Annotated in this window: 17 protein-coding genes; 11 read left to right on the forward strand and 6 right to left on the reverse strand. The window is 57.2% G+C overall.

The window, feature by feature from the left end; translation table 11 throughout:
- The first annotated feature begins 11 nt into the window (after positions 1 to 11).
- The 10 genes from AU074_RS25250 to AU074_RS25295 all read left to right on the forward strand — a co-directional run bounded on the left by AU074_RS25250 (position 12) and on the right by AU074_RS25295 (position 9,968).
- Positions 12 to 974: a glycosyltransferase family 1 protein gene (locus tag AU074_RS25250; protein WP_083676723.1), complete on the forward strand. Its 963-nt coding sequence runs from the start codon at positions 12 to 14 to the stop codon at positions 972 to 974.
- Positions 975 to 1,066: 92 nt separating this feature from the next.
- A complete protein-coding gene (locus AU074_RS25255) occupies positions 1,067 to 1,465 on the forward strand; it encodes a polysaccharide biosynthesis protein (RefSeq protein WP_076017026.1) in 399 nt (132 codons plus the stop codon).
- Positions 1,466 to 1,942 (forward strand): glycosyltransferase, encoded by a 477-nt coding sequence (locus AU074_RS25260; protein WP_076017027.1) that lies wholly within the window; start codon positions 1,466 to 1,468, stop codon positions 1,940 to 1,942.
- Between the two features lie 54 nt (positions 1,943 to 1,996).
- Positions 1,997 to 3,424 carry a mannose-1-phosphate guanylyltransferase/mannose-6-phosphate isomerase gene (locus tag AU074_RS25265; RefSeq protein WP_076017028.1) on the forward strand — a complete coding sequence of 476 codons (1,428 nt, stop codon included), beginning with the start codon at positions 1,997 to 1,999 and terminating at the stop codon, positions 3,422 to 3,424.
- A gap of 12 nt (positions 3,425 to 3,436) precedes the next feature.
- Positions 3,437 to 4,780 (forward strand): UDP-glucose/GDP-mannose dehydrogenase family protein, encoded by a 1,344-nt coding sequence (locus tag AU074_RS25270; RefSeq protein ID WP_076017029.1) that lies wholly within the window; start codon positions 3,437 to 3,439, stop codon positions 4,778 to 4,780.
- Between the two features lie 180 nt (positions 4,781 to 4,960).
- Positions 4,961 to 5,245, forward strand: a complete 285-nt coding sequence (locus tag AU074_RS25275; protein ID WP_076017030.1) for a hypothetical protein — start codon at positions 4,961 to 4,963, stop codon at positions 5,243 to 5,245.
- A gap of 85 nt (positions 5,246 to 5,330) precedes the next feature.
- Positions 5,331 to 6,443 carry a polysaccharide biosynthesis/export family protein gene (locus AU074_RS25280; protein WP_076017031.1) on the forward strand — a complete coding sequence of 371 codons (1,113 nt, stop codon included), beginning with the start codon at positions 5,331 to 5,333 and terminating at the stop codon, positions 6,441 to 6,443.
- 14 nt (positions 6,444 to 6,457) lie between these two features.
- The gene (locus tag AU074_RS25285) at positions 6,458 to 7,117 is read left to right on the forward strand and encodes a YjbF family lipoprotein (RefSeq protein WP_076017032.1); all 660 of its coding nucleotides are present in this window, start codon (positions 6,458 to 6,460) and stop codon (positions 7,115 to 7,117) included.
- A complete protein-coding gene (locus tag AU074_RS25290) occupies positions 7,114 to 7,881 on the forward strand; it encodes a capsule biosynthesis GfcC family protein (RefSeq protein WP_076017033.1) in 768 nt (255 codons plus the stop codon). Before AU074_RS25285 ends, AU074_RS25290 begins: the two co-directional genes overlap by 4 nt.
- On the forward strand, positions 7,878 to 9,968 hold the full coding sequence (locus AU074_RS25295) for a YjbH domain-containing protein (RefSeq protein WP_076017034.1): 2,091 nt from the start codon (positions 7,878 to 7,880) through the stop codon (positions 9,966 to 9,968). Before AU074_RS25290 ends, AU074_RS25295 begins: the two co-directional genes overlap by 4 nt.
- A gap of 281 nt (positions 9,969 to 10,249) precedes the next feature.
- On the opposite strand, the gene AU074_RS25300 is transcribed toward AU074_RS25295, so the two are convergent.
- From AU074_RS25300 to AU074_RS25320, 5 genes are all read right to left on the reverse strand, one after another.
- The gene (locus tag AU074_RS25300) at positions 10,250 to 11,644 is read right to left on the reverse strand and encodes an undecaprenyl-phosphate glucose phosphotransferase (protein WP_076017035.1); all 1,395 of its coding nucleotides are present in this window, start codon (positions 11,642 to 11,644) and stop codon (positions 10,250 to 10,252) included.
- Between the two features lie 221 nt (positions 11,645 to 11,865).
- Complete coding sequence (locus tag AU074_RS25305; RefSeq protein WP_076017149.1) at positions 11,866 to 12,555, reverse strand: winged helix-turn-helix domain-containing protein; 690 nt, start codon at positions 12,553 to 12,555, stop codon at positions 11,866 to 11,868.
- Between the two features lie 32 nt (positions 12,556 to 12,587).
- Positions 12,588 to 13,343, reverse strand: coding sequence for an EAL domain-containing protein (locus AU074_RS25310; protein WP_076017036.1), 756 nt, complete (start codon positions 13,341 to 13,343; stop codon positions 12,588 to 12,590).
- On the reverse strand, positions 13,336 to 14,064 hold the full coding sequence (locus AU074_RS25315) for a winged helix-turn-helix domain-containing protein (RefSeq protein ID WP_076017037.1): 729 nt from the start codon (positions 14,062 to 14,064) through the stop codon (positions 13,336 to 13,338). Before AU074_RS25315 ends, AU074_RS25310 begins: the two co-directional genes overlap by 8 nt.
- Before the next feature lie 290 nt (positions 14,065 to 14,354).
- Positions 14,355 to 15,206 carry a helix-turn-helix domain-containing protein gene (locus AU074_RS25320; protein WP_076017038.1) on the reverse strand — a complete coding sequence of 284 codons (852 nt, stop codon included), beginning with the start codon at positions 15,204 to 15,206 and terminating at the stop codon, positions 14,355 to 14,357.
- A gap of 109 nt (positions 15,207 to 15,315) precedes the next feature.
- Between AU074_RS25320 and AU074_RS25325 the strand changes: the two genes are divergently transcribed.
- The gene (locus tag AU074_RS25325; protein WP_076017039.1) at positions 15,316 to 15,726 is read left to right on the forward strand and encodes a hypothetical protein; all 411 of its coding nucleotides are present in this window, start codon (positions 15,316 to 15,318) and stop codon (positions 15,724 to 15,726) included.
- Here the strand turns inward: AU074_RS25325 and AU074_RS25330 are convergent.
- On the reverse strand, positions 15,720 to 16,715 hold the full coding sequence (locus tag AU074_RS25330; protein ID WP_076017040.1) for a LacI family DNA-binding transcriptional regulator: 996 nt from the start codon (positions 16,713 to 16,715) through the stop codon (positions 15,720 to 15,722). The two genes, AU074_RS25325 and AU074_RS25330, sit on opposite strands and share 7 nt — an antisense overlap.
- Between the last annotated feature and the right edge of the window lie 142 nt (positions 16,716 to 16,857).

Raw genomic sequence — 16,857 nt, forward strand, 5'->3', positions numbered from 1 at the left:
TGAAATCATTAATGATCGCATGGATTGGCTATCAACGACGCGCCGATACCATGAAGCAATATTGGGCGTATGACATTCTGCATCTGCCCAACCGGTTCAAGAAGAAGTCGGCACGGCCACTGGACTACTTGATCAAGTCGTTCAAAACCATCAAAACGCTGTTGGCCGGTTCGCCGGAAGTGCTGTGGGTGCAGTTGCCGCCGAGTCCGGTATTGCATATAGCACTGGCCTACAAATTTATATTTAACCGGCGCCTGAAGATTATTGCCGATGCCCACAACAGCTTGTTGCGCAAACAGTGGATAGGCTTTCCGGGCACTGTATCCCTGTTGAACAGAATCGATGCGGTGGTCGTGCATAACTTTAAGGTCAAAGAAGAGTTGGCAATCCTTGGCGTCAAGGAAACCAATATTTTTATCCTGGAAGACTTGCCGTGTGATTTTTCGGCGGCGGCCGCCACTGAGCGCGAGACGCCCTATGTGCTGTTTCCGTGTTCCTTTGATATCGATGAGCCGATAGAAATCGTGATCAACGCGGCCCGGGAAATGCCGGATGTCGACTTTCTGATCACCGGCAAGCACCAGGGCAAGTTGTCCGAAGAGCTCGTGGCGTCACTTCCCGCGAACATCAAGCTGACCGGCTTCCTCAGCAAAGCGACGTTCGAACAGCTGCTGTGCAACGCGAATGTGGTGCTCGGCCTGACCACCCGCGACAACGTGCAGTTGAGCGTGGCCAACGAAGCGGTCAGCGCCGGCAGGCCGATGGCGCTCTCGAATACCACGGTACTGCGCTCGCTGTTTTCCGAAGCAGCAGTGTTCGTGGACACCATGAACCCGCTGTCCATAAAGGCCGGCGTCGCGCAGCTCATCGCCAATCAAGAAATCTATAAAGAGAAATCAGCCTTGCTCAAAGCCAAGCGAATTACCCGCTGGAAAGGCCAGGCACAACTGTTAAGAACTGCCGCCACTATTTAATGATGTCTATTACACCTGACAGGAAGGGAACCGTCATGAGTCAATCAAGTGATGTTTTATTGATTTGTTCTGGAGGTGGGCACTGGGTGCAAATGAGCAAGTTGCTGCCGGCCTTCGACGGTCAGAAAGTTACCATCGCCACCGTGGATATCAGCATTGGCTCGCAGTATCCAGCCCATGCTTTTGCGCAAGTCCCTGACTTTAATCGCAGTGAGCCGATGAAGATCATCAAGGGTTTTTGCCAGATCTTTGCGATCGTCTACCGCAGCAAGGCCAAGTACGTGATCTCCACCGGCGCCGCACCAGGGTTGCTGGGATTGGTGGCGGGAAAACTCATGGGGAAAAAGACCCTGTGGATCGACAGCATCGCCAATCCCAAGAAACTCTCGTTGTCCGGCCGCATCGCTGTCTATTTTGTCGATGAGTTGCTGACCCAGTGGCCCTCGCTTTCGCAAAACAGCCGTGCCCAATATAAAGGGAGGATTGTATAAATGATATTTTGCAGCGTTGGCACTCAAGCACCCTTTGAAAGAATGCTCGGCTACTTGCATGAGTGGAGTCATGCAAACCCGCAGGTTCCGATTGTGGCCCAAGTGGGCAATAACGAAAATGACCTGGGCCGTATCACGGCGTACAAGACCATCGCCGAGCCGCTGTTTTCCAAGAACTTCAATGCGTCGAAAGTGATCGTTTCCCATGCGGGCATGGGCAATATCATTCGTTCCCTTGAACTGGGAAAACCCATCGTTATCGTCCCGCGCGACAGTCGGCGAGGTGAACATATCAATAATCATCAGTTCGACACCGCCGAGAACTTTTCAGACCTTCCGTCGGTGTTTATTGCCCACGATAAAGACGGCTTCTTTTCGGCGATTGATTCGGCACTTAACTACAGCAGTTCGGAAAGTCCATTGGACTTTACCGAAAGAAACCGCTTGATTAGTTATGTGAAGTCATTCACGTCCTAAGTTTCGGCTGTTGGTCGACACGCTCCAATTACGTTTAATCATCGAGTAATCGCTATGATCCCAGTGATATTGTCTGGCGGCTCAGGCACGCGCCTGTGGCCGCTTTCTAGAGCGCTTAAGCCAAAGCAGTTTATAGCGCTGCACGGTGACTTGAGTTTGTTTCAAGCCACGTTGGACCGCATTAAGAACCTGTCGATAGAGGGCGAGAACGTCAGCCCTCCGATCATTGTGTGCAACGAAGAACACCGTTTCATCGTGGCCGAGCAAAGTCGATCGCTGGACTTGATACCGCAGAAAATCCTCCTGGAACCCACCGCCCGGAATACCGCCCCGGCGATCGCCGCCGCGACACTGTCAGCCCTGCAAGACGGCGATGACCCGATCCTGCTGGTGTTGGCGGCAGACCATGTGATCGGCGATACCAGTGCCTTTAATGCAGCCTTGACGCTGGCCACGGTGGAGGTCAACAAGGGCAAGATCGTCACCTTCGGAGTGGTACCCACCAAACCCGAGACCGGCTACGGCTACATCCGTACTCAAACCGCTGCGCTCGACGGCGCCGCACATGTCGAGGCCTTTGTCGAAAAGCCCGACCTTGAGACCGCACAAAGCTACCTGGCCCAAGGCAACTACTTCTGGAACAGCGGCATGTTCATGTTCCGCGCTTCCGTGATGAAGGCTGAGCTCGAGCGCTTGAGCCCGGAGATCATGGTAGCCGCAGAGCTGTCCCTCTCCAATGCGGCCTACGACCAGGATTTCACCCGGCTCAACCAGGTGGATTTCGTGAACGCGCCCAACGTGTCGATTGACTACGCGGTGATGGAAAAAACCGACATCGCGTCGGTGGTCATCCTCAACTCCCCATGGAGCGACCTGGGTGCCTGGGATTCCGTGTGGGAAGCGGGCCTCAAGGACCAGAACCAGAACTGCACCCAGGGCGACGTGCTGCTGCAAGACGTGACCAACAGTTATGTGCACGCCAGCCACCGCCTGGTCACCGTTGCCGGGATCAATGATGTGGTGGTGGTCGAGACCGCCGATGCGATCCTGGTGACCACCAAGGACCATGCGCAAGACGTCAAGAAAATCGTCACCCAGCTCACAAAGAACCACCGGATCGAAAGCGCCAGTCACCGCGAAGTCTATCGGCCGTGGGGCAAATATGACTCGGTGGACCAGGGTTATCGCTACCAGGTGAAGCGGATCACGGTCAAGCCGGGGCACAAGCTGTCGGTGCAGCTCCACCACCATCGGGCCGAGCACTGGATCGTGGTGTCCGGCACGGCGAATGTGCAAATCGCCGACAAGCAGGTGCTGCTCACCGAGAACCAATCCACCTACATCCCCATTGGCGTCGTGCACTCCCTGGAAAACCCGGGACGCATCCCGCTGGAGCTGATTGAAGTCCAGTCCGGCTCCTACCTGGGCGAAGACGACATCATCCGCTTTGAAGACCGCTATGGCCGCCTCGAGCTTGTTTAAAGGACTATTGAAATGAACGTAACTGTATTTGGAATCGGCTATGTGGGCCTGGTGCAAGCGGCGGTGCTGGCTGATGCGGGGCATGAAGTCTGCTGTGTCGACATTGACGCCACTAAAGTCGAGAACCTCAAGAGCGGGATTATTCCGATCTATGAGCCCGGGCTGAGTGCCCTGGTGCAGAAGAACCATGATGCCGGCCGCTTGCATTTCACCACCGACGCCGCGCAAGGCGTGCGGCACGGTGAGGTGCAATTCATCGCCGTGGGCACGCCGCCGGATGACGATGGCAGCGCCGACATCAAGTACGTGCTCTCCGTTGCCGCGACCATCGCGCTCAACATGACCGAGCCGAAGATTATCGTGAACAAGTCCACGGTACCGGTAGGGACGGCGGATAAAGTCCGGGCGAAGGTGTCCGAGGTGTTGGCGTCTCGGGGGCTTGAGGTGGAATTTCACGTCATCTCGAACCCGGAGTTCCTGAAGGAAGGTTCGGCAGTCGCCGACTGTACTCGCCCCGACCGAATCATCATCGGCAGTGACAGCAGCTACGCAGTGGACCGCATGCGGGAACTGTATGAACCCTTCAACCGCAACCACGAAAAAATCATCACGATGGACATCCGCAGTGCCGAGCTGACCAAGTACGCGGCCAACTGCCTGCTGGCCACCAAGATTTCCTTCATGAATGAAATGGCCAATTTCGCCGAACGATTGGGCGCAGACATTGAGGCCGTTCGTAAAGGTATTGGCTCTGACCCACGGATTGGCTACGACTTTATCTACCCCGGCTGCGGTTATGGCGGCTCGTGCTTCCCGAAAGACGTACAGGCCCTGGAGCGTACTGCGTCGTCGATCGGCTATCAGGCAACGCTTCTGTCGGCCGTCGAGGAGGTCAACAAGCGCCAGAAGCAGCACCTGTTCGGGCATATCCACCATCACTTCGGCGGCCAACTGGAGGGCAAGACCTTTGCGATCTGGGGCCTGGCCTTCAAACCCAATACCGACGACATGCGCGAAGCCTCCAGCCGCGTGCTGATCGAACAATTGCGCAGCGTGGGCGCCAGGGTTCAAGCCTTCGACCCGGAAGCAATGGCCGAGACCCAGCGCATTTACGGCATGAACGAAGACCTGCTGCTCATGGGGACCAAGGAGGCCGCGCTGCAAGGTGCCGATGCGTTGGTGATTGTGACGGAGTGGCGCGAGTTCAAAGCCCCGGACCTGGAATTGATTAAAGAAAAACTGAGCACGCCAGTAATCTTTGATGGCCGCAATATATTTGATCCGCAGCGTATGAAAGCCAATGGTTTCGACTATTACGGTATTGGTCGCGGCTTGTCGGTAAGGCCAGTTGTTTAAACCTGACGATTATTAACATGGGTGGTTTGAGCTACCCACAAGTGAGATGATTTCGAGGAGGCTAAGTGCGTGATCCCACTGGATCTTTGTGCAGTTTTCATGGCCTGTTTATCTCCGTTCCATCACTACTCCCTTATTGCAAAGTCTTGATAAGGGGTAAATATCGAGAAGGAGTCTGATATGAGGAAATTACTGTTGGCCGGCTTGCTGGCTTTCACAAGTACTGCGGCAATGGCGGCGGGTGAAGTCGCCGGCGCTGCTGTGAGCGAGGCCGCTGGCGCAGGTGAGTCCCTGTCGTTGAGCACCCCGCTCGTGGGCGGCGTGACGCTCGGTGAAGGGGTTGGGGTCGGCACGGCGGTTGTCGGTGCTGCGGCAGCCGCTTCCAACTCGGGCGGCAGTTCCAACGGCGGTACTGCCGGCACCGGCGGTACAACCGGCACAGGCGGGACTACCGGTACTAACTAATCCCTCGTAACCCTGTTGTACAAGATCACTCAGAACTTTCTGGGTGATCTTTTTTAGACTCGTCCTCGACTAGCGTAGTGCCATTATGATTTCTAGGTTACCTGTTCTTTTGCTGGCAAGTATCAGCTTGCACGGCTGCATGTTTTCGCCTGGTCAACACATGGACACCAGTCAAATGTCCAGTGAGGGCTCGCCCGAAAGTACCCGGGTGGAGTTGATTCCGATCACGCCCAAGTTGATCGCCATGGATGCCGCCACGCACGTTCGTGAATCGGTACCTTCTGAGTTGCTGGCGTATGTCCCGGGTGGCTATCGGGTAGGCGCCAACGACCTGTTGTTTATCACGGTCTGGGATCACCCCGAGTTGACGGCACCGTCCGGGCCGCAACAGCAGATCGACGCCAACGGTCGCTTGGTTCGCCCCGACGGCACGCTGTTTTATCCGTATATCGGCAACGTTCCGGTGGCCGGTAAAACCATCGAAGAGTTGCGTGCGTTCATCGCCGGGCGCTTGTCGCAGTTTATTGAAAGCCCTCAGGTCGACGTCAGCGTCCTGCGTTTTGCCAGCCAGACCGTGGTGGTGACCGGTGCGGTGATCAAAGCCGGCCAACAGCCGATCACTACCACGCCATTGAGTGCCGTCGAAGCCATTGGCGCCGCCGGTATCGACCCGACGAATGCCGACCTGTCGGGCCTGACACTCACCCGCGACGGCCGTGAATACACGTTGGACCTGGACAGCCTGAATCGCCAGGGCTCGCAACTGCAAGGCATCTACCTCAAGGGCGGCGACCGGTTGTATTTGCCTTATAACGACCAAAAACGGGTCTACCTCATGGGCGAAGTCAATCAGCCCCGAGCCCTGAGTTTCAAGGGCAAGTCGATCAACCTGACCGATGCCCTCGGCACGGTGGGTGGCTTGAACCAGACCACCTCGAATGGCAATGCGGTCTACGTGATTCGCGGCGTGGACAACCTGGAAGCCGAGCCGGCCAAGGTGTTCCAGCTCGATGCCCAATCACCGTCCTCGTTGGTGCTGGCCACCCGGTTCGACTTGCAGCCCCAAGACATCGTGTACGTCGGGCCGGCCGGCGTGACGCGCTGGAACCGCCTGATCAGCCAGTTGCTGCCGACCGCCAGTGCCATCGGGCTCGGTGCACGATCGTTTAATGACCTCAGCGAAGCCAACAGCAGATAAGGCTCAAGCCCTCCGTGAAAATTTTGCCTACCTGCGCCTGTCTGTCGATGGCGCTCTTGTTGAGCGGGTGTAACCCGTTGATGAGGGCGTCCTGGTACACCCTCGAAACCTCCGTCAGCGGCCCGGCCCCGATCAACGTGACCCGTGCCCAGGTCGACGCCGTGCCGTACCCGCAGATCCTGGTCACCACTGCCGTCAGCGAGGGGGTGATGGCCATGGCACGGCGCCGGGGCGACCTGGAATTCTGGGTCGCTTCCGGCAAGCAAGTGGTGATGATGCGTGACGGCCTGGTGGTACGCACGGTCGGGCTGGGGGTTTCCCTGGACGGCACTCGCTTCAGTGGCGAATCACCGTTCAAGCGCGGCCTCCAGCATCTGCCCGATGGCTACACCAGCACACGCTGGATCGACGTCTACGACGGCAACCGAATCGGGGTCGCGGTCAACAGCCGTTTCAGCACCCACGCCATCGAGACCCTCCGCATTCTGGACAAGGATCATGCCTTGCTGCGCATCGACGAGCAGGTGGATGTTCCCACCTTGAATTTCCACGCCACCAACCATTATTGGGTCGACCCGCAGGATGGTTTCATCCTGCGCAGCGAGCAGCATCTGACGCCCCGGTTGTCCCTGAAAATCGTGCAGTTGCGTCCCGATCGGGAGGTTGCCCGGTGAAGCGTTTGAATCTTTTATGGCTGGGCCTGTTGTTGATCGGCCCCGGCGCCGGCCAGGCAGCTGTCACGGTCAGTGGCGATGTACGCAGCCCCGGCACCTACGACGTAAAACCAGGGGCGCGCTTGCAGGACGTTATTCGCGTGGCGCAACCGAATGCCGAAAGCTACTGGTTGGGCGCCGCGTGGTTGCACCAGTCGTTGATGGATCAGCAGGCGCGTTTGAAGGCAGGGGTTTTGTTCGATTTGAAACTGCTGCAACGGGGAGCCTTGCTGGATGACCGGCGCTCGCTTGCGGACTTGAGTGCGCGTCTGTACCGGCAGGTCGAGCAGTTGCCGGTCACCGGCCGCCAGGTGGCGCTGCTGGACCCGATCGCCGTGGAGGCAGGGTTCGCGCGCAACGCGTTGCTCGATGACGGTGACCAACTTGTTTACCCCGAAAGACCGTCCACTGTGGAAGTGCTCGGGGCCGTTTCGCAGGCCTGTGATGTGCCGTACCGCGCCATGCAGGAGGTCCGGGATTATGTTCGCGACTGCACCGTCCTCGGCGACGCCGAGCGCGATGACCTGTGGCTGATCCAGCCCGACGGCCAGGTGCGACGGGTGGGCGTGGCGGCCTGGAATCGGGAGGAGGGCGTCGTGGCCGCGCCCGGCAGCCGGATCCTGGTGCCGGTGCGCAGCGATGACCTTGAGACGCCGACCCCTGATCTCAACCAACAACTGGCCGAGTTTTTTGCCACTCAACCGTTGGCTGAGGTGAGCCCTTGAATTTGCGTTTTGCTGCTGTATTGCTTTTGCCCTGCGGACTGGTTCACGGAGAACCCCGCTACACCCAAAATGATTTTGGCGGCGTGGGCCTGCTCCAGACCCCCACCGCACGCATGGCGCCGGTGGGTGAGTTGAGCGCCAACGCCAACCGCACCGATCCCTACTCGCGCTACAGTTTTTCCTTGCAGCCGTTCGACTGGCTGGAGGGCTCGTTTCGTTACACCGCCATCAGCAACCGCAAGTACGGCGCCGAGGCGTTGAGCGGAAGCCAGAGCTTCAAAGACAAGGCCATCGACTTCAAGGCGCGGCTCTGGGAGGAAAGCCACTGGGCGCCCCAACTGGCCTTCGGCGCCCGGGACATTGGTGGTACAGGCTTGTTTTCCAGCGAATATTTTGTCGCCAACAAGCGTTATGGCAACCTGGATTTCAGCCTTGGTATTGCCTGGGGCTACCTGGGTAATCGGGGCGATTTCGGCAACCCGCTGTCGGTGTTCGGCAGCAAGTTCAACGACCGGCCAAAGAGCACTGCGGTCGTCGCCAGGGCAGGGGATGTGAACTCCAATGCCTACTTCAGGGGGCGTCCTTCGTTGTTTGGCGGGATTGCCTATCAAACGCCCTGGGAACCCCTGAGCCTGAAACTCGAATACGAAGGCAACGACTACAAGCACGAGCCGTTGGACAACCCGATCAAGCAGGACTCGCCGGTGAATATCGGCGTGGTCTACAAGCTGGCCGACAGCGTCGATCTGAGCGCGGCCTGGGAGCGCGGGAACACCGCGATGTTTGGCATCACCCTGCACACCAACTTTGTCAGCCGCAAGGCACCGGTGAAGACTTACGACCCTCCCGCCGAACCGTTGCCGACGCGCATGCCCACGACCCCGGCTGACCAGGTTAACTGGGCCAATGTATCCGATCGTTTACAGCAGAATGCCGGCTACAAAGTGGAACGCATTGCCCAGCGCGGTTCCGAGCTGATGGTGTATGGCGAGCAACAACGCTACTTCTATTCAGCCAAGGCCGTGGGGCGCGCCAGCCGGATTCTCGACAACAGTGTCAATCAGGATATCGATTGGTTCACCCTGGTGAATAAGCGCTATGACATGCCCATCGAAGAAACCAGCGTGCCCCGCGACACGTTCCGCGCAGTGGTCAACAACGATCAGCCGTTGAAGGACCTGCACCGTACCACCGAGGTCAACCCGGCGATTGCCCACCGGGAAACCACGCTCTACACCGGTAAGCGTCAGCCGTTCAGCTACGGGCTCGGCCTGGGTTATAAACAGAACATCGGCGGCCCCGACGGGTTGCTCTATCAGTTCACCGCCGACGCCGATGCGGAATACCGTTTTACCCGCAACACCTGGTGGAGCGGCTTGCTCAGCGCCAACCTGCTGAACAACTACGACAAGTTCAGCTACGACGCGCCAAGCGGATTGCCGCGGGTGCGCACCGACCTGCGCCAGTACATGACGACGTCCGATGTGACGATGCCGACGTTCCAGTTCAACCATGCGGCGCGGCTGGATCGCGACCTGTATGGCATGGTCTACGGCGGTTACCTGGAGTCGATGTACGCCGGGGTGGGTGGCGAGATGCTGTTCCGGCCGGCGGGCAAACACTGGTCGGTGGGGGCGGACCTGAACTTCGTGCGCCAGCGTGATTTCAATCAGGGCTTCGGCCTGCGGGATTACCAGACCATCACCGGGCATGTCACCAGCTACACGCAGCTGCCGTATGACACCTTGGCCGCCGTCAGTGTGGGGCGTTACCTGGCACGGGACTGGGGCACCACTGTCGACATCTCCCGGCAGTTCAAGAACGGCGTGAAGTTTGGTGGCTGGGTCACGCTGACCACGGCTTCGAAGGAAGAGTACGGCGAGGGCAGCTTCGACAAGGGCATCTACATTTCCGTCCCGTTCGACGAGCTGATGAGCACCTCGACCATGCGTCGCGCCAACGTCGTATGGGCACCCCTGACCCGGGATGGCGGCGCACGCCTGAGCCGCGGGTACTCACTGCACACCATGACCGACGGGCGTGACAGCGAGCTGTTCTACAACAACTTCGAGAAGATCACTGAGTGATGTAGCGGCGTCTGCCGACAAGGTAACTCACGGCCCGGTGCTCAATGCGCCGGGCGGTGAGCAAGCCGCAACAGTAACGCGCCAGGTGCAATGCCGGCGCGCGACACTTCCCCGATATTCCTCTCTGATTTCAATACGACTGGCTTAGGCCAGGATGCCCAGGCGTTGCTGTGGGCGGTAGCTTTGCGTGGGGCGGGGATGATGAGGGGGAAGTAGGGACAACGCCCCTAAGGGCGTGTGGTGCCCCGCGCCGCCGGTAGGCCGGTGCGGGGAAGGGAGGGTCAGTAGATGTCTTTGGAGAGGAGGGTAAACGGCGTCTTGAACAGGATCTTGATGTCCAGCCACAGCGACCAGTTGTTGATGTAACGCAGGTCGATATCGACGCGTTGCTGCATCTTCTCCAGGGTCTCGGTTTCGCCCCGGCAGCCGTTGACTTGCGCCAGGCCGGTGATGCCGGGCTTGATGCGATGCCGCGCCATGTACGCGCGAATCTTGCCCGAGTAATAGTCATTGTGGGCCACGGCATGGGGGCGTGGCCCCACCAGTGCCATATGCCCTTGCAGCACGTTGAACAGTTGTGGCAATTCGTCGATGGAGGTACGGCGGATAAAGCGCCCTACAGCGGTTATGCGTGAGTCGTTGCGGCTGGCCTGGCGCACTTCCTGGTCGTCGTGCACGCGCATCGAGCGGAACTTCCAGACCTTGATCACCTCGCCATTCCAGCCATGCCGGTCCTGCTTGAAAATCACCGGGCCGGGGGAGGTCAGCTTGATCAGCAGGGCGAACAGCAGCAACAACGGGCTGAGCACCACAATCGCCAACAGCGCCAGGCTTTTGTCGAGCAGCGACTTGCTCAGCGCCGCCGTGGGGCGACTGGTCAACGGGCTCTCATTGAGGAAGATCGCGGGCAAGCCATCCACCTCGGCCACGCTGTGATTGAGCAGCAGCATGTTGTTGAGGTCGGGCACCCAAATCACGTCCACGCTGATCTCCAGCAGGTTGAGGTACAGCGCCTCGATGTGCGTCGCTTCCTGAAGCGAGTGAGTGATGTACAGGCGGCGTATTCCGTGCTTTCGGATCAACGAGGGAAGGTCGGGCAAGTCGCCGAGAATCTGCGGTTGAGTGCTGTCCTGAGGTGAAGCGGTGCCGGGACCGACGAGGCCGACTAAGGGTGAGCGTTTTTGCTTGGCGAGAGTGTTGGCCAAGTCGGTTGCTAGTTTACCTGTACCAATAATCAGCGATTTCTGGCGCTCGTGAAGTTGCCGATGGTAGTACCTGGACAGACTGTGAATCGGAATGTAGCAAAGTGCTAGTATCGGATAGCTGACAGCTGCCCAGAGTAGCAGGATCTCCAAGGGAAACAGCGAGCTGGCATTACAGGCAATGCCAACCGCCGATAATATGCCCAAGGTTAATAACCAGCCGGTAAATAACCGTCCCAGCCCAACAAAAAAATCATCTTTTTTGCTATAGACGTCACATAACATGTAGGCGGGGATAGATGCCAGTATTGTAATGGCCGCCAATATCCGGTAGTGGGATTCCAATTGTCCGGTCTTGAACAGTGCCAGTGAAAACAAAAGTACAACGACCACACTCAAGGCAATAGCCCACTGCCCCCAAAAGGTAAGGCCCTTGGGTGTAAGATTACGGTGCATCCTTCTGTTATTAAGCATACTTCTGCTCCCTGTGGTATCCACTCACGTGCTGGCAGGTTAAAGCGAGGCGTGGTTTTAATGACTATCAAATGGCAGGCGCACGCGTAGGCGTGCGTATTGATAGTAATGAATGGCAGGGAGCAATGGCTGACGACTTATAACGCGGTCTTGTTGTTATAAAATGGCAGATATAACGAGGTTTTTAATAGGCAGGGTGAATTGTAATTTTTATGAAATAATTATTGTTCGACGACGTTATTGCGATTGCTCAACGGACTTTTTATTTTTTGTGTGAGGCAATAACCGCGATTGCGCACCGCCCGGAACAGGCGCTCGCCATCGTTGACACGTTTGAACTTGTCCTGCAGGCGGCTAAGGCACATCTCAAGCCCGCGATACAGGTCGGGTTCGCGCCCGATGTTGCGAATAAGTTCTTCCTTGCTCACCACACGCTCCTCATGGTGCAGCATCTTTTTAATCAGCGCCGACTCAATAGTGGTCAACGAAATGCGCAGCCCGCCTTTGACCAGCGCCCGGTCTTGCTGGGTAAGTAGCCAGACATCGGGGGTGCGCAAGGCGGGTGTTGCATTACCAGTTTCCGCCGTGGTGTTATTAAAGTTCGGGTGCGGAATATCTGATTTTAGTGCGGTGATTTTCGGGTTTTTCGAGGCGTCGTAAAGTTTTCGGGTCAGTCGGTTATTGGCCTCGTAGAGTCTTTTGGCGGCCACATAGTTGCTGAGCCAGAGATTGAAATTTTGCTCGCTGTTAACGGCATAGGCGCTGGTCGAAGTGTCCGGTGTTTTTTCTGCAGTTTCGATCAATGGCCCGCTGTCGACGTCGTAATGTAAAAATGCCACATTCGGCGTGAAATCGTGCAGTGCGATTGACGGGTATGTCGATGTAAATGTGTGTTTCTTGAGAGAACTCATGGCATTCACCGATTCCAGGAAAGTACGGGGGTTCATAAACTATCAGCAGGGGAAAAGTAGGGGCCCTGAAAATAGTCAAAAGGCAAGCGTCTGGCGAGAAGTGCGCTGTCGGCGTGCTCGACGTTGTCGGCGATAAACGAGACCCGGGTGGTGCTCATCACCCCCAGCATCTGGTCGTAAAGCCGGTCGAACAGGCCCGAACGCGTGTTCAGACTGAGCCTGAGGGCCGAGTCTGGAAAGGGCATTTTTATATAGTCATAAAGACTCAAGTCGATCAGCAGGTCGGTGTTTTTTGTATCTAATGTGTAATTGTTATAGGCAAGTTTCAGGCTACTTCGGTCTTTCAGGCTATAGAGCTGGCGGATCATGTTCCGGCGCTCCACCGGGCCTGGCAGAGTGTCGAGTGTGTTTTCAACACTGACAATGAGTTGTTGTTTGTGTTTTTCCAGCGCGTTTGACGTGCTGATAATTTCGGTGAGCAGGTCCTCATTCATCAATAATGACTGCTCTATTCGGAAAAACTTGTGGAGGCCCGGGCCTTTATCCACACGCAAACGTTTTCCTTTTTGAACGAACGAATTGGGCTGGGTGTATCGCAGTGCTTCACTGTAGGCGTCTTTAAGTTGTTCGGAGTAAAAGGGACACGAATCAGCGGGCAGGCTGCGTAGAGCATGCTCGGTATGAACCCGGATCTCACTACCCCATAGCGTACAACTTCGTTCAAGTATCGCTTGTCGTGAAAATGTAAAGTCGACTGACTCTGCAAGCAATTGAGTTCCGCTATTCACGGTTCGGCCGCTCCCTGACGGGTTGAATATGATTAACCGAAGCCAGCCCTCTGCTTAGTTTGTAGCCGTAACCCCGGATACTTTGAATAATATTACTTCCATAGTGCGACTTGATTTTGCCGCGCAAACGGCTAATTGATTTTTCGAGCGCCCTGGAATCATAAAAACGCGCGTTAAGTCCCATCACCACGGCAATTTCATCGTGGCTGAGCAACCGGTTATGAATCAGCGCTTCAAGCACTTTCATTTCAACGAAGGAGACTTCGAGCTTCTTGCCTCCTCCGTAGATGCACATGCGGTCTTGGTCCAGTAGCAAATCAGTATTACTTAGCCAGTACGTCTCGCTGAGAAACGCGGCAAACAGGGCGAGTTTTTTCTCGGGCGAGCTCTCGACCACCTTTATGCAGTAATCGGCCCCCGCGAGATAATATTTGGTTTTGCTTAATGTAGTGGCGAAGGTGACAACCAGGAAAATCGTGCTGCCAGGATTTTCGGATCTGGTTTTTTTAATGATGTCCAGCGTTTGGGTGCTGGCAGAGGGGGTGTCGATCTCTATGATGATGGCACGGTAATGTCCATGGCTTTCATAGGGACCAATTAGTTGGCCGTAGGAGCGTGTATCGACTTTTAGATTTTTCGGTACAGTACGAACTATAAGCTCGCTGAAGTCCTCGGATTTCGATGGGGTCCGTGCAATAGCGAGGACGTTGGAAAAATGCATCACGTTGCTCCCTTTTCCGGCATGCGAGGCCGTCAATTCAATCGCTGCAGGCGTTTAGATGTTAATCGAATTGAATACGCCAAAACGTGACAAATTTTAACATTCGCCACGTTATTTGCAGGGGGTAAGGCGGATTTCAGGCGGGTGTTGAAAGCGGATTTCTGGGCGGGAGTACTCATATGCTAGTGCAAATTTTTTAGTGTGCGATAAGTATTTTAGGCGGGTTGATATTTTTTGGCTGAAATGATTTAACCCTTCTAGTCCTTAAGCTCTAAAACGCTTATACGTGACTATTTATAATAATCCAGCAAGGCAATAGCGGGCGTTGAGTGCTGGGAGATGCTCGCGCGGTCGGCCAGGTAGCGCGCCGGAGGTTGACCGATGGCCTTGCGGAACATGGTGATAAAGCCGCTGGCGTTTTCATAGCCGAGGTCCAGCGCTACCGTCTGCACACTTTCGCCTTTCGCCAGGCGCTGCAGTGACAGGATCACATGCAACTGTCGGCGCCAGCGGCCGAAACTCAGGCCGATCTCTTCCAGCAACAGCCGGGTCATGCTGCGTTCGCTCATGCCGATGCGCACCGCCCATTCGCCCAGGGTGGCTTTGTCGCTGGGGTTGGCCAGCAAACTGTCGGCCAAGCGCCGCAGCCGAATGTCCCGTGGCATGGGCAAGTGCAGTGCCTCGATCGGCGCCAGCGCCAGTTCGTCCAGCAGCGTGGCCACCAATCGGCCCTGTGCACCCTCGGTGTCGTACAGCGGCGGGAAGCTGACAGCCTTGCTGATCAATTCGTGTAACAGCGGCGATACCGCCAGCGTGCAGCATTGCCGTGGCAGGGCGCCGGCAGCGTCTGGGTCGACCAGCAGGCAGTACACATCTGCTGCACCGGAACCGCGTGCGGCATGGGAAAGGCCGCCGGGAATCCATAGTGCGCACTGGGGTGGCACGATCCAGATACCTTCTTCGATGACGCAATGAATCACCCCGCGCAAGGTGTACATCAACTGGCCTTTGCGGTGCTGGTGCGGCGCGTGCTCCCAGCTGGCGGAGGTGCTCGAGGCGCTCACCGCGACCACGGCACGGGGAATTGCGTCGGCAAGGGCCGGGCGCAACGGGTCGCGGGTTTCGAGGCGATGGTTGTACATGGCGGGGACGGGTCTTGGCTGGAATGCGAAACATTCTGGCTATTCTGTGCAATGGCGTCCAGTGATGGCACGGCTATTATGAGAAACATTCTCGTTAAAGGTGCTTCCCATGCAACTCGACAGTTCTACATTCCCGGTGGTGAAAATCGTTTTCGACGCCCCCAGCGACACGCCACCGCAAGACACCTTTGTGGCGTTCGAGGCGTTGTTGCAGCGCGAAGAACCCTTCGTACTGCTGCATGAAAAGGCCGTGGACGAAAGCACTCACGAGCACTTCCACGAAGAACGCAAACACGCTTCTATCTGGATGAAGAAGAACAAGGTGGCCCTGCGTGCTTTCGTCAAAGGCATGATTCAGGTGGAGCCCAGCGCGGCCAAGCGCCTGGCGCTCAAGCCGTTTGCGGTGATGTTTGGCAAGGCGTGGGGCTACCCGTTATTGGTAGTCGAATCCACCGATCAGGCCTGGGCACTGGCGCGGGACGTGCTGGATACCCAGGTGTCGGACGTGGCGCACTATTGAGTCTTGGGCGCTGCCGTGCTGCCACGCAAGGTGAGCTCGAATGGCAATACCACCTGGCGTTCTGGCAGTGGCGTTTTCTCGATCAGGGCGATGAGCATCTCGACCGCCTTGCGCCCAAAGGTTTCGGCAGGCTGGGCAATGGTGGTCAGCGGCGGGTCGCAGTAGGCGGCGAAGGGGATGTCATCAAAGCCCACCAGGGAAATATCCTGGGGCACGCGCAGGCCCTGTTGCTTGATGCGCTTCAAGGCACCGATGGCCATTTCGTCGTTTTCGCAGAACAGCGCGGTGGGGCGTTCGGCCAGGTCGAGCATGCTGCCGGCACCCTCGAAACCGGCGTGCAAAGTGAAGTCGCCGTGGCAGATGAGTGCCGGGTCGCGGGGGATGCCTGCGGCGTGCAAGGCGTCTTCATAACCGGCCACGCGGTCTTGGGTCAGTGGGCTGCTTTTCGGGCCTTTGATCAAGCCGATGCGGCGGTGGCCGAGGTCGATCAAATGCTGGGTCATGGCCATGGCCGCGCCGCGGTTGTCGAGGCTGATGGTGGGATGACGGCCGTTCTGGATCACTTCGCAGGCGTTCACCAGCGGTGGTGATTCGCTGCAATCGCTGAAAGGGTCGGATGCGCGCAACTGAATCACCCCATCGGCCTGATGGGCGTGGACCAGTTCGGCGAACTGCTTTTCGATTTCAGCCTGGCCCCGGGTGTCGCACAACAGCAACCGATAGCCCGACGCCTGCGCCGCTTGCTGTGCGCCGCTGATCACCCGGGCGAAAAACGTGTTGGCAATCGCCGGTACCAGAATCACCAGGTTGCCGGTGCGCCGCGAGCGAAATTGCACCGCCATGCGGTTCGGCCGGTAGCCGGTCTGTTCCACGGCGGCGTTGACCTTGTCCCGGGTCTCGGGGAGCACGCGTTCAGGGCTGGCCAGGGTCCGTGACACGGTGGCCACCGAAACCCCGGCCAGGCGGGCGACTTCGCGAATATTGGACAAGACAACCTCGTTATCAGAGCAGCAGCCGGCAAGTTTACCGCAGTCGGGGTTTGACACCGTGAGCAACTGGGCCTAAATTTCCGGCACGATGTAACCGGTTACATCATGGCCGGTAATGACCCAAAAAGAGAAGACTTGCGAT

Source organism: Pseudomonas sp. ATCC PTA-122608, assembly GCF_001952855.1.
Classification (GTDB): domain Bacteria; phylum Pseudomonadota; class Gammaproteobacteria; order Pseudomonadales; family Pseudomonadaceae; genus Aquipseudomonas.